Source organism: Pseudomonas sp. CH235 (genome assembly GCF_004368175.1).
GTDB classification, from domain to species: Bacteria; Pseudomonadota; Gammaproteobacteria; order Pseudomonadales; family Pseudomonadaceae; genus Aquipseudomonas; species Aquipseudomonas paraglycinae.
Window position 1 is genome coordinate 1 of record NZ_RRZJ01000044.1, and the last position, 19,625, is coordinate 19,625.

A 19,625-nucleotide genomic window follows, 5' to 3' on the forward strand; every position below is an offset into this window, starting at 1 on the left:
CGTGCGGCGAAGCCGCATACATCGAGAGGAGGTGCAGCGAAGCAAACCGTAGGCGATGCCCCCTGATGGACACCGTAGCGAGGGAACACTGAGCCTAAGCGAAGTGCCGTACGCCGGGGCGTAGACTTTTTGGTTACTTTTGAGGCGTTTGTCAAAAGTGACTCGCTGTAAGAGCGAAACCGCCAGGGGCAGCTCCCGAAGCAACGGATATACACCCAAAACTCAAGCACAAACCCAAAACCCAGACAAACAAAAACGCCCGGCAAATGCCGGGCGTCTTGTATTGACTTGATTAGCGAGCGCGGTAAGTAATACGCCCTTTGCTCAAGTCATAGGGCGTCAGCTCGACGCGCACTTTGTCACCGGTAAGAATACGAATGTAGTTCTTGCGCATCTTGCCGGAAATATGCGCGGTTACGACGTGCCCATTTTCCAACTCCACACGAAACATGGTGTTGGGCAGGGTGTCGACGACAGTGCCTTCCATTTCGAAGCTGTCTTCTTTCGACATGCAGTAAAGCCCTCGGTATCCAATGAATGGCCCGGTGCAACTGCGCCAGGCAAAAGCGGCGTGCATTGTGCCCGAAAAATGGGGTTTACGCCAAGGGGTTTAGGGTTTGCGTTTAGTTCAGGACGACCCAGCGCTGATTGATCAGCAGTTCGATAGGCCGATATTGGGTCTTGTAGTTCATCTTTTTGCAGTTTTTGATCCAGTAACCCAGGTACACCGCCTCAAGCCCCAGCCGCTGGGCTTCGGCGATTTGCCAGAGGATTGCGTAACGGCCCAGGCTGCGGCGTTCCTCCGTCGGCTCGTAAAAGGTGTAGACCGCCGACAGGCCGTTGGGCAGCAGATCGGTGACGGCGACGGCCAGTAACCGTCCGTCGAGCCGGAATTCGTAAAAGCGTGAGAAGGGCAGGTCGCGTACCAGAAAAGTCGAGAATTGATCACGGCTCGGCGGGTACATGTCGCCATCCGCGTGGCGCTGTTCGATGTAGCGCTGATAGAGGTCGAAGTACTCTTCGCTGAACGTCGGCTTGACCGGGCGCACCTGCAAATCGATGTTGCGCTTGAAGATGCGTTTCTGCTGACGGTTGGGGTTGAACTGAGCGACAGGAATGCGCGCAGGCACGCAGGCATTGCAGTTCTGGCAATGCGGGCGGTACAGATGGTCGCCGCTGCGACGAAAGCCCATTTCTGACAGGTCTGCGTAGACATGCACATCCATGGGCTGGCTCGGGTCGAGAAACAGGGTCGTCGCCTGTTCCTCGGGCAGATAACTGCAAGAGTGAGGCTGAGTGGCATAAAACTTCAACCGCGCCAACTCGGTCATGATCAACCCTCAAGGGTAAGCTGGTGAATTAAGTGTAAGCCACGCGCGCAAAAGTCGCTCAGCAAACCCAGGTCGCATGATTGGGTTGATCGAGGTGTCGGGCCAGATAGTCGGCGAATGCAGAACGGGAAATTGCCCGGGCGCCAAGGCTTTGCAGATGATCGGTAGGCATCTGGCAGTCAATCAATACGAAACCCGCCTGTTTCAGATGTTGCACCAGCGTCGCAAAACCGTACTTGGACGCGTTGTCCGCGCGGCTGAACATCGACTCGCCGAAGAACAGCTGCCCCATCGCCAGGCCGTACAGGCCGCCGACCAGTTCGCCCTCATCCCAGACTTCCACCGAGTGAGCAAAACCGCGCCGATGCAATTCGATATAGGCGTCCTGCATCGCCTCGGTGATCCAGGTGCCGTCGGCGTATTCCCTGGGAGCGGCGCAGGCGTGGATCACGGCGTCGAAATCCTGATCGAAGGTCACTTGATAACGCTGTTGGCGCATCAATTTGCCGAGGCTGCGCGAGACGTGCAGTTCGTCGGGAAAAAGCACGGTACGCGGATCCGGCGACCACCAGAGAATCGGCTGGCCTTCGGAAAACCATGGAAAGCAGCCGTGACGATAAGCCTGGATCAAACGATCGGCGGACAGGTCGCCACCGGCCGCCAGCAATCCGTTGGGATCGCGCATGGCCTTTTCCAGTGGCGGGAAAGTCAGTGAATTGCGTTGTAACCAAGTCAGCATGGCGTCCAGGCTTGCAGAAGGGGAGGGCGGTGGGCGCTGGGCCCGAGGTAAAGTGTGCCGGGAAATGACGCGAATGTCCTCCACTGAGGTGCTGTGTTTTGACCTCTGCAACTTGAGCATCCGAATGCGGTCGTAATCGGGCGTTGCACCGGTGCGGGCAAGGTTGCCGATGCCAATGTGTTGCACTCAGGGGAAATGAGGCGCGAATGCTTCGCTACGTTCATCAAATACACCTCATAAGCCTTTGTCACAAAAGGTAATGCATGCTCAAATTGAACGCCGGGTGTTGTGCGTTTGGCTATGCTTGAACCTGGGGCCTGGAAGCATGGCATCGAACGCGCAAACCCGTACAATGCCGGGCTGTTACAGAATATTCGCCGCGTGCCGTGTTTATAAAAGGCGGGGCGCAGTGTTAAAAGTAGTCTCCGTTGCGCCCGTCAATTTTTTTACCTGCCTGGATTGGGCAGTTTTTTATCGTCATTCAATAGATGGACGCGCCTCTGGCGCAGGAAAAGAAGCGTTTTGAAGAAGTCCACGGAAGCACCAAAAACAGTCGTTCCGCTCTGGCGTCAACAGTTGCACTACCGGCTCAAGGAAGGTGCATTGATTGCCATCGGTGCCTTGTGCCTGTTCCTGATGATGGCGTTGCTGACCTACGGCAAGGATGATCCGGGCTGGAGCCACAACAGCAAGATCGACGACGTGCAGAACTTCGGCGGTCCGGCCGGTTCCTACAGCGCCGACATCCTGTTCATGGTGCTGGGTTATTTCGCCTACATCTTCCCGTTGCTGCTGGCGATCAAGGCGTATCAGATCTTCCGTCAGCGTCACGAGCCGTGGCAGTGGAGCGGCTGGCTGTTCTCCTGGCGCCTGATCGGCCTGGTGTTTCTGGTGTTGTCCGGCGCTGCGCTGGCACACATTCATTTCCATGCCGCCACCGGTCTGCCGGCTGGTGCCGGTGGTGCGCTGGGCGAAAGCCTTGGTGATCTGGCCCGTAATGCCCTGAACATTCAGGGCAGCACGTTGTTGTTCATCGCGCTGTTCCTGTTCGGCCTGACGGTGTTCACCGACCTGTCGTGGTTCAAGGTGATGGACATCACCGGCAAGATCACCCTCGACCTGTTCGAACTGTTCCAGGGCGCGGTCAACCGCTGGTGGTCGGCGCGCACCGAGCGCAAGCAACTGGTCGCGCAACTGCGTGAAGTCGACGATCGCGTGCACGACGTGGTTGCACCGACAGTCACCGACAAGCGCGAGCAGGCCAAGGTCAAGGAGCGTCTGATCGAGCGCGAACAGGCTCTGAGCAAGCACATGTCCGAGCGCGAGAAACAGGTTCCGCCGGTCATCGCCCCGGCTCCGGTCAAGGCGCCGGAGCCAAGCAAGCGCGTGCAGAAAGAGAAGCAGGTGCCGTTGTTCGTCGACAGCGCCGTGGAAGGCACCTTGCCGCCGATCTCGATCCTCGATCCTGCGGAAAAGAAACAACTCAATTATTCGCCCGAATCCCTGGCGGCGGTCGGCCACTTGCTGGAGATCAAGCTCAAGGAGTTCGGCGTCGAAGTCACCGTGGATTCGATTCACCCCGGTCCGGTCATTACCCGTTACGAAATCCAGCCTGCTGCGGGCGTGAAGGTCAGCCGTATCGCCAACCTGGCGAAAGACCTTGCACGTTCGCTGGCCGTGACCAGTGTGCGGGTGGTGGAAGTGATTCCGGGCAAGACCACGGTCGGTATCGAAATTCCTAACGAAGACCGGCAGATCGTGCGCTTCTCCGAAGTGCTGTCGACGCCTGAGTACGACAACTTCAAATCGCCTGTCACCCTGGCTCTGGGCCACGACATCGGCGGCAAGCCGGTCATCACTGACCTGGCGAAGATGCCGCACCTGTTGGTGGCCGGTACCACCGGTTCCGGTAAGTCGGTGGGCGTGAACGCGATGATCCTGTCGATCCTGTTCAAGTCCGGCCCGGACGACGCCAAGCTGATCATGATCGACCCGAAAATGCTCGAGCTGTCGATCTACGAAGGCATTCCGCACCTGCTGTGCCCGGTCGTGACCGACATGAAGGACGCCGCCAACGCCCTGCGCTGGAGCGTGGCCGAGATGGAGCGTCGCTACAAGCTGATGGCGAAGATGGGCGTGCGAAACCTGTCCGGCTTCAACGCCAAGGTCAAGGAAGCCCAGGACGCCGGCGAGCCCCTGAGCGATCCGCTGTACAAACGCGAAAGCATCCACGATGAAGCGCCGCTGCTGCAGAAGCTGCCGACCATCGTCGTGGTCGTGGACGAATTCGCCGACATGATGATGATCGTCGGCAAGAAGGTAGAAGAACTGATCGCCCGTATCGCCCAGAAGGCGCGTGCGGCCGGTATTCACCTGATTCTTGCGACTCAACGACCTTCGGTGGACGTGATCACCGGTCTGATCAAGGCCAACATCCCGACACGGATGGCGTTCCAGGTATCGAGCAAGATCGACTCCCGGACCATCATCGACCAGGGCGGCGCCGAACAACTGCTCGGTCACGGTGACATGCTTTACATGCCGCCGGGCACCAGCCTGCCGATCCGGGTTCACGGCGCATTTGTGTCCGACGATGAAGTTCACCGGGTGGTGGAAGCCTGGAAGCTGCGCGGTGCGCCGGAATACAACGACGACATCCTCAACGGTGTCGAAGAGGCGGGCAGTGGTTTCGAAGGCAGCAGCGGCGGCGGTGACGGCGACGATCCGGAAGCTGACGCGCTGTACGACGAAGCCGTGCAGTTCGTGCTGGAAAGCCGTCGCGCCTCCATCTCCGCTGTACAGCGCAAGCTGAAGATCGGCTACAACCGTGCCGCACGCATGATCGAAGCCATGGAAATGGCCGGGGTCGTGACGTCGATGAACACCAACGGTTCCCGCGAAGTACTGGCCCCTGGCCCGGTACGCGACTGATTCGATACCCTGATCCAAATGCAATGGACGGTGCATGAAGCGCCGTCCACTTTCCCACGAGTATTCAAGAGGACTCCCATGCGTCTTATCCGCATGTTGCTGCCGGTACTGGCTCTGACCACCCTCACGGCTCACGCCGATGACAAGGATGTGGCTCGCCTGACCCAATTGCTCGAAACATCCAGGACCCTGACCGCCAACTTCTCCCAGCTGACCCTCGACGGCAGCGGCACCCAGTTGCAGGAAACCACCGGCGACATGACCCTGCAGCGTCCGGGCCTGTTCTACTGGCACACCAATGCGCCAGCCGAGCAGACCATGGTGTCCGACGGCAAGAAGGTCACCCTGTGGGATCCGGATCTGGAACAGGCCACCATCAAGAAGCTCGATGAACGTCTGACCCAGACCCCGGCCCTGTTACTGTCCGGCGACGTGTCGAAGATCAGCCAGAGCTTCGACATCAGCGCCAAAGAGGCCGGCGGCGTGATCGACTTCACCCTGAAGCCGAAAACCAAGGACACCCTGTTCGACAGTCTGCGCCTGTCGTTCCGCAACGGTCTGGTCAATGACATGCAACTGATCGACAGCGTCGGCCAGCGCACCAACATCCTGTTTACCGGTGTGAAGGCCAACGAAGCGGTCCCGGCATCGAAGTTCAAGTTCGACATCCCGAAGGGTGCCGACGTGATCCAGGAATAAACACAGAGGTTTCAACGGTACGTGATGGATCTGTTTCGCAGTGCACCGATTGCCCAGCCATTGGCCGCCCGTTTGCGGGCGACCAATCTGGATGAGTACGTCGGTCAGGAGCACGTACTCGCTCGCGGCAAGCCTTTGCGCGAAGCGCTGGAGCAGGGTGCCCTGCATTCGATGATCTTCTGGGGCCCGCCGGGCGTGGGCAAGACCACGCTGGCGCGGTTGCTGGCGGAGGTTTCGGATGCGCATTTCGAAACGGTTTCGGCCGTATTGGCCGGGGTAAAAGAGATCCGTCAGGCGGTGGAAATCGCCAAGCAGCAGGCCGGCCAGTATGGCAAGCGCACGATCCTGTTTGTCGATGAAGTGCACCGCTTCAACAAGTCTCAACAGGACGCCTTCCTGCCGTACGTTGAAGACGGCACGCTGATCTTCATTGGCGCCACCACCGAAAACCCTTCGTTCGAACTGAACAACGCGTTGCTGTCGCGGGCACGGGTCTACGTACTCAAGAGCCTCGACGAAGCGGCGTTGCGCAAACTGGTGCACCGCGCGCTCACCGAAGAGCGTGGTCTGGGCAAGCGTCACCTGACCCTCAGCGATGAAGGCTTTCAGATGTTGCTGTCCGCCGCCGATGGCGATGGCCGGCGCCTGCTGAACCTGCTGGAAAATGCCTCGGACCTGGCCGAAGACCACAGCGAGATGGGCACCGAGTTGCTGCAAAGCCTGCTCGGCGACACCCGTCGGCGTTTCGACAAGGGCGGCGAAGCGTTCTACGACCAGATTTCCGCGTTGCACAAATCGGTGCGCGGCTCCAATCCGGACGGCGCGCTGTACTGGTTTGCGCGGATGATCGACGGCGGCTGCGATCCGTTGTACCTGGCCCGGCGCGTGGTGCGCATGGCCAGCGAAGACATCGGCAACGCCGACCCCCGCGCCCTGAGCCTATGCCTGGCCGCGTGGGAAGTGCAGGAACGTCTCGGCAGCCCGGAAGGTGAGTTGGCAGTGGCTCAGGCCATCACTTATCTGGCGTGTGCGCCGAAAAGCAACGCGGTGTACATGGGCTTCAAGACCGCGCTGCGCGCCGCCGCCGAACACGGCTCGCTGGAAGTGCCGCTGCACTTGCGCAATGCGCCGACCAAATTGATGAAGCAATTGGGCTATGGCGACGAATACCGTTACGCCCACGACGAACCGGACGCCTACGCAGCTGGCGAAGACTATTTCCCGGAAGAACTCGACCCGATTCCGTTCTACCAACCGGTGCCGCGTGGCCTGGAGTTGAAGATCGGCGAAAAGCTCAACCACCTCGCCCAACTTGATCGTTTAAGCCCCCGGCAGCGGAGAAAATAGTGGTTCCATTGATCGTTGCAGTCTCCGTCGGCGGGATTGCCGGCACCTTGTTGCGCTTCGCCACCGGTAATTGGGTCAACGCCAATTGGCCGCGGCACTTCTATACCGCGACGCTGGCCGTTAATATCGTGGGCTGTCTGCTGATTGGCGTGTTGTACGGCCTGTTTTTGATACGCCCGGAAGTGCCGATCGAGGTACGTGCCGGGTTGATGGTCGGCTTCCTCGGGGGGCTGACGACTTTTTCATCCTTTTCACTGGATACGGTGCGCCTGCTGGAAAGCGGGCAAGTGCCGCTGGCCCTGGGTTATGCGGCCATCAGCGTATTCGGCGGGCTGCTCGCGACCTGGGCCGGCCTGTCCCTGACCAAACTTTGATAACGAGAAACCGACATGCTCGATTCCAAACTGTTACGTAGCAACCTTCAGGACGTAGCGGACCGCCTGGCTTCCCGTGGCTTTGCCCTGGATGTCGCGCGCATCGAAGCGCTGGAAGAACAGCGCAAGACCGTCCAGACCCGCACCGAAGCACTGCAGGCTGAGCGTAACGCGCGTTCCAAATCCATCGGTCAGGCCAAGCAGCGCGGCGAAGACATCGCGCCGCTGATGGCGGACGTCGAGCGCATGGCGGGCGAACTGAGCGCCGGTAAAGTCGAGCTGGACGCGATCCAGACCGAACTGGATTCGATCCTGCTGGGCATCCCGAATTTGCCGCACGAATCGGTGCCGGTCGGCGAAGACGAAGACGGCAACGTCGAAGTCCGCCGGTGGGGCACTCCGACCGCTTTCGACTTCCCGGTTCAGGACCACGTGGCCCTGGGCGAGAAGTTCGGCTGGCTCGACTTCGAAACCGCCGCCAAGCTGTCCGGCGCACGTTTCGCCCTGCTGCGCGGCCCGATTGCCCGTCTGCACCGCGCACTGGCGCAGTTCATGATCAACCTGCACGTCACCGAGCACGGCTACGAAGAGGCCTACACGCCTTATCTGGTTCAGGCCCCGGCGCTGCAAGGCACCGGTCAACTGCCGAAGTTCGAAGAAGACCTGTTCAAGATCGCCCGCGAAGGTGAAGCCGATCTGTACCTGATCCCGACCGCCGAAGTGTCGCTGACCAACATCGTGGCCGGTGAAATCGTCGATTCGAAACAACTGCCAATCAAGTTCGTTGCCCACACTCCGTGCTTCCGCAGCGAAGCCGGTGCGTCGGGTCGTGACACTCGCGGCATGATCCGCCAGCACCAGTTCGACAAGGTCGAGATGGTCCAGATCGTCGAGCCGTCGAAATCGATGGAGGCGCTGGAAAGCCTGACCGCCAACGCCGAGAAAGTCCTGCAACTGCTGGAGCTGCCTTACCGCACCCTGGCGCTGTGCACTGGCGACATGGGCTTCAGCGCGGTCAAGACGTACGACCTGGAAGTGTGGATTCCGAGCCAGGACAAATACCGCGAAATCTCGTCGTGCTCCAACTGCGGCGACTTCCAGGCCCGCCGCATGCAGGCGCGTTTCCGCAACCCGGAAACCGGCAAGCCTGAACTGGTACACACCCTGAACGGTTCCGGCCTGGCGGTCGGTCGTACCCTGGTGGCCGTGCTGGAAAACTACCAGCAGGCCGACGGTTCGATCCGTGTGCCGGACGTGCTGAAGCCATACATGGGTGGCCTTGAGGTCATCGGCTAAATGAAATATCTGCCGCTGTTTCACAACCTGCGCGGCAGTCGTGTGTTGGTTGTCGGTGGGGGGGAGATTGCCTTGCGCAAGTCCCGCCTGCTGGCCGATGCCGGTGCGCTGCTGCGGGTGGTCGCACCTGAAATCGAAGCGCAACTGCGCGAACTGGTTGCCGCCAGCGGTGGCGAATGCCTGCTGCGTGGCTACGCCGAAGCGGATCTGGACGGTTGCGGGCTGATCATTGCCGCCACCGACGACGAAGCGTTGAACGCGCAAGTTTCCGCCGATGCTCATCGGCGCTGCGTGCCGGTCAACGTGGTCGATGCGCCGGCGCTGTGCAGCGTGATCTTCCCGGCAATCGTCGATCGTTCACCGCTGATCATCGCGGTCTCCAGCGGCGGCGATGCGCCGGTGCTGGCCCGGCTGATCCGCGCCAAGATCGAAACCTGGATTCCTTCGACCTACGGCCATCTGGCCGGTCTGGCCGCGCGGTTTCGTGATCAGGTCAAAGGCCTGTTTCCTGATGTGCAGCAGCGTCGCGGTTTTTGGGAAGACGTGTTTCAGGGGCCGATTGCCGACCGGCAGCTGGCAGGACAGGGCGCCGAAGCCGAACGTTTGCTGCAAGCCAAGATTGACGGCGAAGCCATGGTCACGACCGGTGAGGTGTATCTGGTTGGGGCGGGACCTGGTGATCCGGATCTGCTGACCTTCCGCGCCTTGCGTCTGATGCAGCAAGCCGACGTGGTGCTGTACGACCGCTTGGTGGCTCCGGCGATTCTTGAGCTGTGCCGTCGCGATGCCGAGCGGGTCTACGTCGGCAAGCGTCGCGCCGATCACGCCGTGCCGCAGGATCAGATCAACCAGCAACTGGTGGATCTGGCCAAGGCCGGCAAGCGTGTGGTGCGGTTGAAGGGCGGGGATCCGTTCATCTTCGGCCGTGGCGGCGAAGAGATCGAGGAACTGGCGGCCCATGGCATCCCGTTTCAGGTGGTGCCGGGCATCACGGCGGCCAGCGGTTGCGCGGCATATGCCGGGATTCCGCTGACTCATCGCGATTACGCGCAGTCGGTGCGCTTCGTCACCGGGCACTTGAAGGACGGTTCCACCGATCTGCCGTGGGCCGACCTTGTCGCGCCGGCGCAGACGCTGGTGTTCTACATGGGGCTGGTGGGGTTGCCGGTCATCTGCGGGCAGTTGATCAAGCATGGTCGCGCGGCCGATACCCCGGCAGCGCTGATCCAGCAGGGCACCACGGTCAATCAGCGGGTCTTTACCGGCACGCTGGCTGACCTGCCGCGTCTGGTGGCGGAGCATGAAGTGCATGCGCCGACGCTGGTGATCGTCGGCGAAGTGGTGCAACTGCGCGAGAAACTGGCGTGGTTCGAGGGCGCTCAGGGTCAAATCTGACGACTCTGAAGGGATCGTTCCCACGCGGTGGGAACGATCCTGCTTTCAACCTCTGCGCCAAACCCCTTTCCCGCCCAACCGGTCCCGGTCATGGGCCACAGTGAAATCCTGCTTCGGCCCCTTCGGCACAACCCCGGTCGGGTTGATGGTCTTGTGGCTGCCGTAGTAGTGGTTCTTGATGTGCTGGAAATCCACGGTCTCGGCAACGCCCGGCCACTGGTACATCTCCCGCAGCCAGTTCGACAGGTTCGGATAATCGCTGATCCGCCGCAGATTGCATTTGAAGTGACCGTGGTACACCGCGTCGAAACGAATCAGCGTGGTGAACAAGCGCACGTCCGCCTCGGTCAGGTATTCGCCCGTCAGATAACGGTTGGCGCCCAGCACTTGCTCCAGATGATCCAGTTCGGCAAACACATCATTGAAGGCTTCTTCATAGGCATTTTGCGAGGTGGCGAACCCGGCGCGGTACACGCCGTTGTTCACGGCAGGGTAGATCCGCTCGTTCAGCGCATCGATTTCGCTGCGTAACGGTGCCGGGTAGAAGTCCAGATCGTTGCCGGTCAAGTCATCGAACGCACTGTTGAACATGCGGATGATCTCCGCCGATTCGTTGCTGACGATGCGCTTGAGCTTCTTGTCCCACAGCACCGGCACGGTGACGCGGCCGGTGTAGTCGGCGGTGTCGGCGGTGTAGCGCTGGTGCATGAAGTCGAAGTGGTCGAGTTTGTCGCCGGTCGAACCGAGGTTCTGATCGAAGGTCCAGCCGTTTTCCAGCATCAGCCAGCTGACGACGGAAACGTCGATCAGGCTTTCCAGGCCTTTGAGCTTGCGCAGGATCAGCGTGCGATGCGCCCATGGACAGGCGAGAGAGACATAAAGGTGGTAACGCCCGACTTCGGCAGCAAAACCACCTTCACCGCTCGGGCCCGGCTCGCCGTTGCGAGTGACCCAGTTGCGGCGCTGCGCCTGTTCGCGCTGGAACGCGCCGTCCTTGCTGCTTTCGTACCACTTGTCCTGCCAGCGGCCGTCGACGAGTAAACCCATGATCAAGACTCCAGAAACCAATAATCGTTGGAGCCGAGTCTATTCCGATGAGTTCGAACAAAAAGCGCAAAGATCGGGCGTTAATGATCGGTTAAATCGATTTGTCCCGCGCGGCCCAGTATTGCTCGGCGGTTTCGAAAGCCTGTTCACGGCTCTGGCCGAGGCCGCGCAGCGCCAACGCCATGGTCGAGATCAGCGCCATTTGCGGATAGCTGTCGACCACATCGCCACGCCAGACGGCCTTCAAATGCTCGATATCCAGCGAACCCGGTTTGACATGACGTTGCGCCGACAACTGCGGCCATTCCTCGTCCCAGCTCTCGCCGCCTGTGGTGCCGTACAGATGGCTGTCGGCATCCGGGTTGATCTCGATTTCGCCGCCGTCGCCCTTGATCACGATCGCCGTGTCGCCGAGCAGACCGCTGGCATCGCGGTGCACCGCTTGATAGCCGGGGTGGAAAATACTCTGCAAACCGCAACGTGCGCCCAATGGATTGAGAATCCGCGCCAGCGAGTGGATCGGCGAGCGCAGGCCGAGGGTGTTGCGCAGATCGATCATCCGTTGCAGCTGCGGCGCCCAGTCCACCAGCGGCATGAACGCCAGGCCACCGTTATCCAGCGCCGCGCCGACCTGTTGCCAGTTGCGGCACAGCGGAATGTTCAGCTCATTGAGCAATTGTTCGGAGTACAAGCGCCCGGCGGTGTGCGCGCCGCCGCCGTGCATGAAAATACGCACGCCGTTCTGCGCCAGGCACTTGGCAGCCAGCAGATACCACGGCAGGTGACGCTTCTTGCCGGCATAGGTCGGCCAGTCCAGATCAACGTTCAGTGCCGGTGCCTGTAAGCGTTGGCGCAGGGCTTCGGTGAAACCGGCCATCTCCTCGGCGCTTTCTTCCTTGTGCCGCAGCAGCATCAGGAAAGCGCCGAGCTGGGTTTCTTCGACCGCTTCGTCGAGCACCATGCCCATGGCTTCCCGCGCTTCCTCGCGGGTCAGGTCGCGGGCGCCGCGCTTGCCCTTGCCGAGGATGCGCACGAACTGGGCGAACGGGTGCTCGGCGGGCGTTTCGAGGGTCAGCGCTGGATAGTCGGTCATAGGCAATTCGTCGGTTTGGGCAGGCCCGCCAGTTTCGCGGCGAGTTTGGCAGGGGTGCCTTTGAACAGTCGGTTCAGGTGCAGGCTGTTACCTTTCTCCGCGCCGAGCTTGAGCGCGGTGTACTTGATCAGCGGCCGGGTGGCCGGTGACAGCTGGAATTCGGCGTAGAAGCTGCGCAGCAATTCGAGGACTTCCCAGTGTTCCGGGCTCAGTTCGATGTCTTCGGCAGCGGCGAGGGCGCTGGCGACTTCGGCCGACCAATCGTTGAGGTCGACCAGGAAGCCGTCCTTGTCCAGTTCAATGGCGCGGGCGCCGACGGTCAGCGCATTCATAGCCAGCTGTTGACCTTGTCGTATTGGATCGACAGTTCGACGAAGGCCGGGTAATCGATGGCTTCGGCCCAGTCCGGAACCTGCACGGCACGGGCTTGCGCGTCTTCGGCCAGCACGAACAATTTCACCCGGCGGGTTTCCAGCGCATTGAGCGGCGCAGTGCCGGGTTGCAACGCATAAGCGGCATCGCCCGACAGCAACAGCGCATCGCTGGCACCCAGCAGGCGCAGGCAACTGGTCAGGCGTTCGTCGCCGAACGGGGAATGGGACAACACATGCAAAGTCGACATCAGAGGGTGATCACCTGGTCGTAACGGTCAATGAGGGCGGTGATTTGCTCAGCGGCCAAGGGCTGCGCCTCGTCCAGCGAACGATCGCCGAGGCCGCGAACACTGGCGCTGTCGGCGCAGTAGAACAGCTCTTCGACGCCGAACATCGGCAACGCTTGCAGGTTGGCGCTCAGGTCTTTCTGTTGCAGGGCTTTGGCATTTTGTCCGGCGGCCAGTTGCAGCACGCCGTCGTCGAGAAACAGCAGACCGATCGGCAGATCGAAGGCGCCGCCGGCCAGCACGATGTCCAGCGCTTCGCGGGCGCCGGGGCCGGACCATGGCGATTGACGGCTGATAATCAGAAGGGACTTGGCCATGTCATGCGCCTCCGAAACAGATGAGGCGGTCGGCATCCTGCACCGCGTCATGCAACTGACCGAGGCCGGACAATTCCCACGGTGCGCTGACGGCCACGGCATCACGCTGATAACGCCCGGCTTCCTCCGTATTCAACACGCCACGGCGCAGGGCCGCGGCGATGCACACCACGCCGTCGAGGTTTTGTTCGGTGATAAAGGTTCGCCACTGCTTGGGCAGGTCCAGCTCGTCCTGCGGCGTGACCACGGCGTCGGACGCGTTGTGGACCCCGTCCTGATAGAAAAACAGCCGGACAATTTCATGCCCGCCGGCCAGCGCAGCCTGGGCGAACAGCAGGGCGCGGCGCGAGGAGGGCGCATGGGCGGCGGAAAACAGCGCAATGGCGAACTTCATGACGGACTCGATCAGCAAAACTGCGGCCATGATAAAGCTTTCTCGGCGGGGCGGCGAAGCGGATGTTTCCCGCGCCCGTCTCGATGCGAGCAGGTGTCCTTCAGCGTGGCATGTAGCCCAGTTGCCAGCGCCGCGGAATCTTCAGGGTCAGCAGCCCCAGTACGGCGGCGAACAGACCGCTGACCAACATCGCCTTGAGTCCCAGATGATGTTCCAGCACCGCCCCCAGAATGGCGCCGACCAGCATCCCGCTCCACGGCACCAGTTGCACCCGCCAGCCACTTCGCCGTTCGCCGAGCACCCACCGGCCCAATCCTCGACCGAATCGGGACAGGGCGCCGGTGACGTACGTCAGCCCGACCGGCAGACCGTTCACTTCTTCCACCGCTGCGTTGAGCATGCCCATCGCAATGATCGCCGCCAGCAGGGCCGGCAGTTGCGTGTCAAAGGGCCAGGCTGCCAAACAGAGCAGAGCGGCGATGGATAGCAGCAACGGCAGCGCCCGCCGACCACCCAGCCGGCTGACCACGACCCCGAGGGCATTGCCGACAATGAACGTCGCGACCAGCAGGATCAGCCTTAACGTCAGTGCGCTGTCGCCATCGCTGATCGCCACCGCCAGCCGCGTGGTGTTGCCGCTCATGAAGGAAACGAAATCGCCGCTGGCCATGAAGCCGATAGCGTCGGTCATGCCGGCCAGTACCGACAGGCTGGCAACCAGCGCCAGGCCTACACGGCCGCGCCATTTCTGTATATGAAGATGTCCGGGGCTGGCGCGGTGGGTCGAGGTGGAAGGCAGCATCGAGGCAGCATCCTTGAGCGGGGTTTACGGTTCTATGCCATACAGATCGCAATATTCCAGCCAGTCCATGCCGGCCATTTCCGCCACTTCGCGATGCACTTCCAGGCGTTGCGCCTGATACTCCTCGGGCGTCGCGGCGGTGAGTTGCAGCGTCAGTTCCCAGGCGAACAAACCCTGGCTTTCGGCCTCGGCTTCGAAGGCTTCGTGCAGACGTTCTTCGCGGTACTGCGCCTGGGTTTCGCCCTTGGCCTGGGCCAGCAGCGGGTTGAGGTGGTCAAGGGCTTCGCGCAGTTCCGGGCGCGCATCGAGAAACAGTTTCAGGGCCTGTTCGTGTCGCTGGTCAGTAGGCGCCATGGGCTTTCCTTGTAAGGCTGATGACCGTTAATGTGCCGCAGCGGCCGGCATGTGTCGCGCTCTAAATGCAGTAAAGCAGAACGATTTTTGGCGTTGCGGTGATACAGTCCGCTTTTTTCCGAATGAGCGAATGCAATGCGAATGCTGATGGTAGCGCTGGCGGCAACCCTGCTGGCCGGTTGCGCGGGTTCGGCGATGGAAGACGCCCGCACGCAAACCCCTTACAAGACCCTGAATTCGGACAAACCCGAAAAAGTCGTGGCCCAGTGCGTGCAATTCGCCTGGCAGGACGAAGCGGTGTTCGGTGTGGACGCGGCGGCGTATCTGCAACCGGGCAAGAAGGGCGGTTCGACGGTCTATACGCGCTCGGCGGAGTCGTTTGTCGACTTGACCACGGATGCGTCCGGCACGGTTTTGAATTACTACGCGCAGAAGGATGATTTTGTGGCCCAGCGCCGCTTGGCGGCGCTGGCGACCTGTCTGTAACGGGCGGCTGAATGCGTTGACGCTACGCGACCCTCGCCAGCCTGCGGGCGAGGGTCGCTGAATTCAATCAATCAAACGCTTCTGGAAGAAGTGCCGCTTGTGCCCCAGCGGATAATCCACAATCTCGCCACACTCGGTATACCCCAGTTTTTTGTAGAACCCGGGCGCCTGAAAATCAAAGGTATCGAGCCAGATCCCCACGCAGTCTTTTTCCCGAGCGAATTCCTCGACCATGTTCATCAGCTTCGAGCCGATGCCCTGTCCCCGGCCTTCTTCCGGCACCGCCAGCAACTCGATAAACAGCCACCGATAGAACGTGTGCCCATAAAGGCCACCAAGGATCGCGTCGTTATCGTTGCGCACCAGCAACGCGACCGGTTCGTACAGCGAAGGCCCGGCTTTGGCGATGTTGTGGGCACGCAGGGGCGCCAGGATGGCTGCGCGCTGTTCTTCGGTAGGGTCCTGTGACAGCTCGATCCGCAACGTCATGTTGTCTTCCTTGTAGTAATGAATCGGCAGCCTAGCGCGCCGCAGCCGATTGAAGCAATCGCTTGGAACCGTCGCTGCTGCGCCGGGGTCTAGCCCTTTAGGGCGTCCATCCGGAACGCGTTTGCCTGGGAGATTCCATGAACATTTTCGAAGCCCTGCGTGAAAGCCACGATCGTCAGCGGACCTACGCGAAATCGTTGATCAAGACCAGCGGTGACACCCCGGAAAGGGTCGAGGCCTACAAGCAACTCAAGGCTGAGCTTCAGGCTCACGAAACGGCCGAAGAGCGCCATTTCTATATCCCGCTGATGGAGTTCGACAACGGTGTCGACCTCAGCCGCCATGCCATCGCCGAGCACCATGAAATGGACGAAATGATGGAAGAGCTCGACGAGACCGAGATGTCCAGCCCGGCCTGGCTGGCCACGGCGAAAAAGCTCTCGGAGAAGGTCCATCACCACCTGCAGGAAGAGGAGCAGAAATTCTTCCAGATGGCCGGCAAGCTGCTCGACGACAAGCAAAAGGAACAGCTCGCCGGGCAGTATCAAAAGGAGTTCGAGGCGCAGCTTCCCTGAGCCGGTGAATGCAGGTTTTTGTAATGACGCGGTGTAGTCTTTTTGCCATGCGACGGGTGAGCGTCGTCGCAATGTACTGTGTTTATATACAGTGTTTTCGGCGTTTTTCGAGTTTCGTCGAGGCAGACTGCGACAAAACCGCCGATGGACAAAAAATCCCCCTCCGTTAGCTTGAAGGCCTCTCCTCGGACAGGAGAGTTCTTAAATCAACGGAGTGAAAAACATGAACCAACCACAAGCTCAAACCCAACTGCGACACGGTCGCGTCATTTCCCCTGCAAGCCGCGGCGCGGTGGCCATCGAGCAAGGATTGCTCGGCGGCTGGCAGGTTAATGAAATGGAAGGCGGCAAGAACTTCCCGGCACTCGCGGCCGGTCCGCTCCCGGCGCCGTTCGAAAGCGACAACCCGAGCGTCGTACCGCCGGCTGACGGCTATATTCTCAGTGGCGGCAAGAACGACGCACGTGACTGTGTGAACTTCACCGCAGAAGAAATGAGCAAGAAACTCGGGCGTCCGTTCTCCTGGCCGCTGCTCAATGTCACCCCCGGTCAGACCCTTGAGGTCAAGTGGGAGTACACCGCGCCGCACACCACCCGCGGTTATCGCTGGCTGATCACCAAGGATGGCTGGGACCCGAAACAACGCATCAGCCGAGCGCAACTGGAGGCGCAACCGTTCGCCGAGGATTTCTATCCGCAAGTGCCGTACTACAGTCATTCGGCGGAATTGAAAGCCAAGGTCAACCACGCCGTGAAACTTCCGGGCAACAAGCAGGGTCATCACGTCATCGTCCTGATGTGGATCGTCGCCAACACCGGCAACGCCTTCTATCAGGCCTTCGATGTGGACTTCAAATAAGCCCGCAACGTCAAACCCACACGTTCTGAAGGATTAGAACATGTCAAACATCGACTTCACCCTATTGAAAAACCAGGCCAGCGACGCGGCGTCGCTGATGCCGAGCCTTACCGGCAAGAGGATCCTCATGGGCTTCTGGCACAACTGGCCGGCCGGCCCGAGCGACGGTTACCAGCGCGGCCAGTTCGCCAACATCGCGCTGGAAAACGTACCGAAGGAATACAACGTGGTCGCGGTGGCCTTCATGAAGGGCAGCGGGATTCCGACCTTCAAGCCGTTCAACGTCTCCGATGCCGAGTTCCGCCGTCAGGTCGGCGTGCTCAACAGTCAGGGACGGGCCGTGCTGATTTCCCTGGGCGGTGCCGATGCGCACATCGAGTTGCGCGCCGGCCAAGAACAACCGCTGGCCAACGAAATCATCCGGCTGGTGGAAACCTACGGCTTCGACGGCCTGGACATCGATCTTGAACAGAGCGCGATTGATTTCGCTGCCAACAAGACCGTCCTGCCGGCCGCGCTGAAACTGGTCAAGGATCACTACGCAGGCCAGGGCAAGCATTTCATCATCAGCATGGCGCCGGAGTTTCCGTACCTGACCACCTCCGGCAAATACGTTGGTTACCTGCAAGCGCTGGAAGGCTATTACGACTTCATCGCTCCGCAGTTCTACAACCAGGGCGGCGACGGGGTCTGGGTGCCGGAAGCCAATAACGGCAACGGCGCGTGGATCGCCCAGAACAACGACGCGATGAAAGAGGATTTCCTCTATTACCTGACCGAGAGCCTTGTGACCGGTACTCGCGGTTTCACGAAGATCCCGGCGGACAAGTTCGTCATCGGCCTACCGGCCAACGTCGATGCCGCCGCCACCGGTTACGTGATCGACAAAACCGTGGTCGGCAACGCGATGAAACGTCTGGCGGTCAAAGGGCATCCGATCAAGGGCCTGATGACCTGGTCGGTGAACTGGGACAACGGCACCAGCAAGGATCGCGTGCCGTACAACTGGGAATTCAGTCGTCGTTATGGACCCCTGATTCACGGGGCGCCGTCTGCGGCCCAGGGCACTGATACAGCAACGGTGAACGTGGCGCATCAGTAGTCAATGAAGGAAAAGCCCGGTAGCGCTGCCGGGCTTTTTTTCGTCGGCGGTTCGCATCATTTCACCTACCATGGCCATCTTCCGATGACAAAAAAGGATCAGGCGTCATGTCCAACACAGCCGAGCGGGTCAACATCGTCGATACCCAGGTGTTGTCCCACGACTGGTATCTGCTGAAGAAAATCACCTTCGACTATCACCGCAACAACGGTGACTGGCAGCGCCAGACGCGCGAGGTCTACGACCGTGGCAATGGCGCGGCGATTCTGCTGTTCAACCGCGAGCAGCACACCGTGGTGCTGACCCGGCAGTTCCGCCTGCCGGTGTTCGTCAACGGTCACGACGGTTTGCTGATTGAAGTGGCGGCCGGACTGCTCGAAGGCGCGGCGCCGGAGCAGCGCATCCGCGACGAGGCGGAGGAGGAAACCGGTTATCGCGTGCATGACGTGAAGAAGGTGTTCGAGGCTTACATGAGTCCCGGCTCGGTGACCGAGAAGTTGCACTTTTTCATCGCCGAGTACGATGCCTCGTCAAAGGTCAGTGAGGGAGGCGGTCTGGAAGAAGAAACCGAAGAACTTGAAGTGCTGGAGTGGCGTTTCGACGACGCGCTGGCGGCGTTCCAGCGGGGCGAGATCTGCGATGCCAAGACCATCATGCTGTTGCAGTATGCGGCGATGAATAATTTGTTTGGCGGTTAAAACAAGTCACCGGTTTTACCGATGCCCGAACACTGGCGACCCTCCAGGGTCAGCAAGCGCTCCTTGGCTTCCAGGCCTCCGGCAAAACCGGTCAGTTTGCCTGAGGCGCCGATGACTCGATGGCAAGGCGCAATGATCGAGATCGGATTGCGCCCGTTCGCCGCGCCGACGGCGCGCACCGCACTCGGGTGGCCGATCTGTTCGGCGATCTGGCTGTAGGTGCGGGTTTCGCCAAACGGAATGGTCAGCAGCGCGGCCCAGACCTTTTTCTGGAACTCGGTGCCGGCAAAGTCCAGCTCCAGATCGAACGCGTTTCGCGTTCCTGCAAAATATTCTTCCAGCTGTCGCGCGGTTTTCATCAACACCGGATTGTCCGGTGCTTCGCTCATCGGTCCCAGTCGCACCCGGTTCGGTTTGTCGTTTTCCCAGAGGATGGCGGCCAGACGTGAGCCGTTCGCGACCAGCTTCAACGCGCCGACGGGCGAGGGCAGGGTGATGAACGTGTAGGCCATGGGGAAAACTCCGGGACGGGGTCGAAAACTGCGCCCAGCATACTGCCGGATCGGGGAGGCGCAAACCGTAATCGCGACCATACTGGCTGATGCTCTTGAAGCGCTTTCCTACCTTATAAAAAGA

General features: G+C 60.5%; 23 protein-coding genes and 1 pseudogene. 11 read left to right on the top strand and 13 right to left on the bottom strand.

Features of this window, described 5'->3' with window-relative positions; genetic code table 11:
- Positions 1-292: 292 nt before the first annotated feature.
- The 3 genes from infA to aat form a co-directional block, all read right to left on the bottom strand.
- On the bottom strand, positions 293-511 hold the full coding sequence (gene infA, locus EIY71_RS27075; RefSeq protein ID WP_002553999.1) for a translation initiation factor IF-1: 219 nt from the start codon (positions 509-511) through the stop codon (positions 293-295).
- 112 nt (positions 512-623) lie between these two features.
- Complete coding sequence (locus EIY71_RS27080) at positions 624-1,331, bottom strand: arginyltransferase (protein ID WP_085745988.1); 708 nt, start codon at positions 1,329-1,331, stop codon at positions 624-626.
- A gap of 58 nt (positions 1,332-1,389) precedes the next feature.
- A complete protein-coding gene (gene aat, locus EIY71_RS27085; protein WP_085745989.1) occupies positions 1,390-2,070 on the bottom strand; it encodes a leucyl/phenylalanyl-tRNA--protein transferase in 681 nt (226 codons plus the stop codon).
- A 522-nt stretch (positions 2,071-2,592) separates the two neighbouring features.
- On the opposite strand from aat, the gene EIY71_RS27090 reads away from it, so the two are divergent.
- The 6 genes from EIY71_RS27090 (at position 2,593) to cysG (ending at position 10,112) form a co-directional block, all read left to right on the top strand.
- On the top strand, positions 2,593-5,001 hold the full coding sequence (locus tag EIY71_RS27090; RefSeq protein ID WP_045121862.1) for a DNA translocase FtsK: 2,409 nt from the start codon (positions 2,593-2,595) through the stop codon (positions 4,999-5,001).
- Positions 5,002-5,079: 78 nt separating this feature from the next.
- Positions 5,080-5,700: an outer membrane lipoprotein chaperone LolA gene (lolA, locus tag EIY71_RS27095; protein WP_102687830.1), complete on the top strand. Its 621-nt coding sequence runs from the start codon at positions 5,080-5,082 to the stop codon at positions 5,698-5,700.
- A gap of 24 nt (positions 5,701-5,724) precedes the next feature.
- The gene (locus EIY71_RS27100; protein WP_064597723.1) at positions 5,725-7,047 is read left to right on the top strand and encodes a replication-associated recombination protein A; all 1,323 of its coding nucleotides are present in this window, start codon (positions 5,725-5,727) and stop codon (positions 7,045-7,047) included.
- On the top strand, positions 7,047-7,421 hold the full coding sequence (gene crcB, locus EIY71_RS27105; protein ID WP_007958188.1) for a fluoride efflux transporter CrcB: 375 nt from the start codon (positions 7,047-7,049) through the stop codon (positions 7,419-7,421). The genes EIY71_RS27100 and crcB overlap by 1 nt, the downstream gene beginning before the upstream one ends.
- Before the next feature lie 15 nt (positions 7,422-7,436).
- Complete coding sequence (serS, locus tag EIY71_RS27110) at positions 7,437-8,717, top strand: serine--tRNA ligase (RefSeq protein WP_074688938.1); 1,281 nt, start codon at positions 7,437-7,439, stop codon at positions 8,715-8,717.
- Positions 8,718-10,112, top strand: a complete 1,395-nt coding sequence (gene cysG / locus EIY71_RS27115; RefSeq protein ID WP_085745990.1) for a siroheme synthase CysG — start codon at positions 8,718-8,720, stop codon at positions 10,110-10,112. It begins immediately after the preceding gene.
- Positions 10,113-10,157: 45 nt separating this feature from the next.
- On the opposite strand, the gene EIY71_RS27120 is transcribed toward cysG, so the two are convergent.
- The 8 genes from EIY71_RS27120 to EIY71_RS27155 all read right to left on the bottom strand — a co-directional run bounded on the left by EIY71_RS27120 (position 10,158) and on the right by EIY71_RS27155 (position 14,780).
- On the bottom strand, positions 10,158-11,159 hold the full coding sequence (locus tag EIY71_RS27120) for a glutathione S-transferase family protein (protein WP_134023799.1): 1,002 nt from the start codon (positions 11,157-11,159) through the stop codon (positions 10,158-10,160).
- Positions 11,160-11,250: 91 nt separating this feature from the next.
- Positions 11,251-12,252 (bottom strand): glycosyl transferase family protein, encoded by a 1,002-nt coding sequence (locus tag EIY71_RS27125; protein ID WP_134023801.1) that lies wholly within the window; start codon positions 12,250-12,252, stop codon positions 11,251-11,253.
- On the bottom strand, positions 12,249-12,584 hold the full coding sequence (locus tag EIY71_RS27130) for a TusE/DsrC/DsvC family sulfur relay protein (RefSeq protein ID WP_007958196.1): 336 nt from the start codon (positions 12,582-12,584) through the stop codon (positions 12,249-12,251). Before EIY71_RS27130 ends, EIY71_RS27125 begins: the two co-directional genes overlap by 4 nt.
- Positions 12,581-12,874, bottom strand: a complete 294-nt coding sequence (gene tusB, locus EIY71_RS27135; RefSeq protein ID WP_102687826.1) for a sulfurtransferase complex subunit TusB — start codon at positions 12,872-12,874, stop codon at positions 12,581-12,583. The genes EIY71_RS27130 and tusB overlap by 4 nt, the downstream gene beginning before the upstream one ends.
- Entirely contained in the window at positions 12,874-13,230 is a 357-nt protein-coding gene (gene tusC / locus EIY71_RS27140) for a sulfurtransferase complex subunit TusC (protein WP_039767393.1), read from the bottom strand. Before tusC ends, tusB begins: the two co-directional genes overlap by 1 nt.
- A gap of 1 nt (position 13,231) precedes the next feature.
- Positions 13,232-13,624: a sulfurtransferase complex subunit TusD gene (tusD, locus tag EIY71_RS27145; protein WP_045121864.1), complete on the bottom strand. Its 393-nt coding sequence runs from the start codon at positions 13,622-13,624 to the stop codon at positions 13,232-13,234.
- A 100-nt stretch (positions 13,625-13,724) separates the two neighbouring features.
- Entirely contained in the window at positions 13,725-14,426 is a 702-nt protein-coding gene (locus EIY71_RS27150; protein ID WP_007958213.1) for a YoaK family protein, read from the bottom strand.
- A gap of 24 nt (positions 14,427-14,450) precedes the next feature.
- Positions 14,451-14,780: a DUF6388 family protein gene (locus tag EIY71_RS27155; protein ID WP_007958215.1), complete on the bottom strand. Its 330-nt coding sequence runs from the start codon at positions 14,778-14,780 to the stop codon at positions 14,451-14,453.
- A gap of 135 nt (positions 14,781-14,915) precedes the next feature.
- Here EIY71_RS27155 and EIY71_RS27160 point away from each other — a divergent pair, with 135 nt between their 5' ends.
- Positions 14,916-15,266, top strand: a complete 351-nt coding sequence (locus tag EIY71_RS27160; RefSeq protein WP_085745996.1) for a hypothetical protein — start codon at positions 14,916-14,918, stop codon at positions 15,264-15,266.
- A gap of 63 nt (positions 15,267-15,329) precedes the next feature.
- Here the strand turns inward: EIY71_RS27160 and EIY71_RS27165 are convergent, their stop codons facing one another.
- Positions 15,330-15,755, bottom strand: a complete 426-nt coding sequence (locus EIY71_RS27165; protein WP_102687824.1) for an N-acetyltransferase — start codon at positions 15,753-15,755, stop codon at positions 15,330-15,332.
- Positions 15,756-15,892: 137 nt separating this feature from the next.
- Between EIY71_RS27165 and EIY71_RS27170 the strand changes: the two genes are divergently transcribed.
- From EIY71_RS27170 to EIY71_RS27185, 4 genes and pseudogenes are all read left to right on the top strand, one after another.
- The gene (locus EIY71_RS27170) at positions 15,893-16,330 is read left to right on the top strand and encodes a hemerythrin domain-containing protein (RefSeq protein WP_007958228.1); all 438 of its coding nucleotides are present in this window, start codon (positions 15,893-15,895) and stop codon (positions 16,328-16,330) included.
- Positions 16,331-16,553: 223 nt separating this feature from the next.
- A complete protein-coding gene (locus tag EIY71_RS27175) occupies positions 16,554-17,189 on the top strand; it encodes a lytic polysaccharide monooxygenase auxiliary activity family 9 protein (protein WP_134023803.1) in 636 nt (211 codons plus the stop codon).
- A gap of 40 nt (positions 17,190-17,229) precedes the next feature.
- Positions 17,230-18,255: pseudogene (locus tag EIY71_RS27180) on the top strand (chitinase); the annotation flags it as partial.
- Positions 18,256-18,398: 143 nt separating this feature from the next.
- A complete protein-coding gene (locus EIY71_RS27185) occupies positions 18,399-18,989 on the top strand; it encodes an NUDIX domain-containing protein (RefSeq protein ID WP_134023807.1) in 591 nt (196 codons plus the stop codon).
- Here EIY71_RS27185 and EIY71_RS27190 read toward each other — a convergent pair.
- Entirely contained in the window at positions 18,986-19,501 is a 516-nt protein-coding gene (locus EIY71_RS27190) for a methylated-DNA--[protein]-cysteine S-methyltransferase (RefSeq protein ID WP_134023809.1), read from the bottom strand. The two genes, EIY71_RS27185 and EIY71_RS27190, sit on opposite strands and share 4 nt — an antisense overlap.
- Positions 19,502-19,625: the final 124 nt, after the last annotated feature.

Excerpts from the sequence above, each read along its gene's own strand:
- infA (WP_002553999.1), bottom strand. The coding sequence starts at position 511 with ATGTCGAAAGAAGACAGCTTCGAAATGGAAGGCACTGTCGTCGACACC.
- EIY71_RS27080 (WP_085745988.1), bottom strand. The coding sequence starts at position 1,331 with ATGACCGAGTTGGCGCGGTTGAAGTTTTATGCCACTCAGCCTCACTCT.
- aat (WP_085745989.1), bottom strand. The coding sequence starts at position 2,070 with ATGCTGACTTGGTTACAACGCAATTCACTGACTTTCCCGCCACTGGAA.
- lolA (WP_102687830.1), top strand. The coding sequence starts at position 5,080 with ATGCGTCTTATCCGCATGTTGCTGCCGGTACTGGCTCTGACCACCCTC.
- EIY71_RS27100 (WP_064597723.1), top strand. The coding sequence starts at position 5,725 with ATGGATCTGTTTCGCAGTGCACCGATTGCCCAGCCATTGGCCGCCCGT.
- serS (WP_074688938.1), top strand. The coding sequence starts at position 7,437 with ATGCTCGATTCCAAACTGTTACGTAGCAACCTTCAGGACGTAGCGGAC.
- cysG (WP_085745990.1), top strand. The coding sequence starts at position 8,718 with ATGAAATATCTGCCGCTGTTTCACAACCTGCGCGGCAGTCGTGTGTTG.
- EIY71_RS27120 (WP_134023799.1), bottom strand. The coding sequence starts at position 11,159 with ATGGGTTTACTCGTCGACGGCCGCTGGCAGGACAAGTGGTACGAAAGC.
- EIY71_RS27125 (WP_134023801.1), bottom strand. The coding sequence starts at position 12,252 with ATGACCGACTATCCAGCGCTGACCCTCGAAACGCCCGCCGAGCACCCG.
- EIY71_RS27130 (WP_007958196.1), bottom strand. The coding sequence starts at position 12,584 with ATGAATGCGCTGACCGTCGGCGCCCGCGCCATTGAACTGGACAAGGAC.
- tusB (WP_102687826.1), bottom strand. The coding sequence starts at position 12,874 with ATGTCGACTTTGCATGTGTTGTCCCATTCCCCGTTCGGCGACGAACGC.
- tusC (WP_039767393.1), bottom strand. The coding sequence starts at position 13,230 with ATGGCCAAGTCCCTTCTGATTATCAGCCGTCAATCGCCATGGTCCGGC.
- tusD (WP_045121864.1), bottom strand. The coding sequence starts at position 13,624 with ATGAAGTTCGCCATTGCGCTGTTTTCCGCCGCCCATGCGCCCTCCTCG.
- EIY71_RS27150 (WP_007958213.1), bottom strand. The coding sequence starts at position 14,426 with ATGCTGCCTTCCACCTCGACCCACCGCGCCAGCCCCGGACATCTTCAT.
- EIY71_RS27155 (WP_007958215.1), bottom strand. The coding sequence starts at position 14,780 with ATGGCGCCTACTGACCAGCGACACGAACAGGCCCTGAAACTGTTTCTC.
- EIY71_RS27160 (WP_085745996.1), top strand. The coding sequence starts at position 14,916 with ATGCGAATGCTGATGGTAGCGCTGGCGGCAACCCTGCTGGCCGGTTGC.
- EIY71_RS27165 (WP_102687824.1), bottom strand. The coding sequence starts at position 15,755 with ATGACGTTGCGGATCGAGCTGTCACAGGACCCTACCGAAGAACAGCGC.
- EIY71_RS27170 (WP_007958228.1), top strand. The coding sequence starts at position 15,893 with ATGAACATTTTCGAAGCCCTGCGTGAAAGCCACGATCGTCAGCGGACC.
- EIY71_RS27175 (WP_134023803.1), top strand. The coding sequence starts at position 16,554 with ATGAACCAACCACAAGCTCAAACCCAACTGCGACACGGTCGCGTCATT.
- EIY71_RS27185 (WP_134023807.1), top strand. The coding sequence starts at position 18,399 with ATGTCCAACACAGCCGAGCGGGTCAACATCGTCGATACCCAGGTGTTG.
- EIY71_RS27190 (WP_134023809.1), bottom strand. The coding sequence starts at position 19,501 with ATGGCCTACACGTTCATCACCCTGCCCTCGCCCGTCGGCGCGTTGAAG.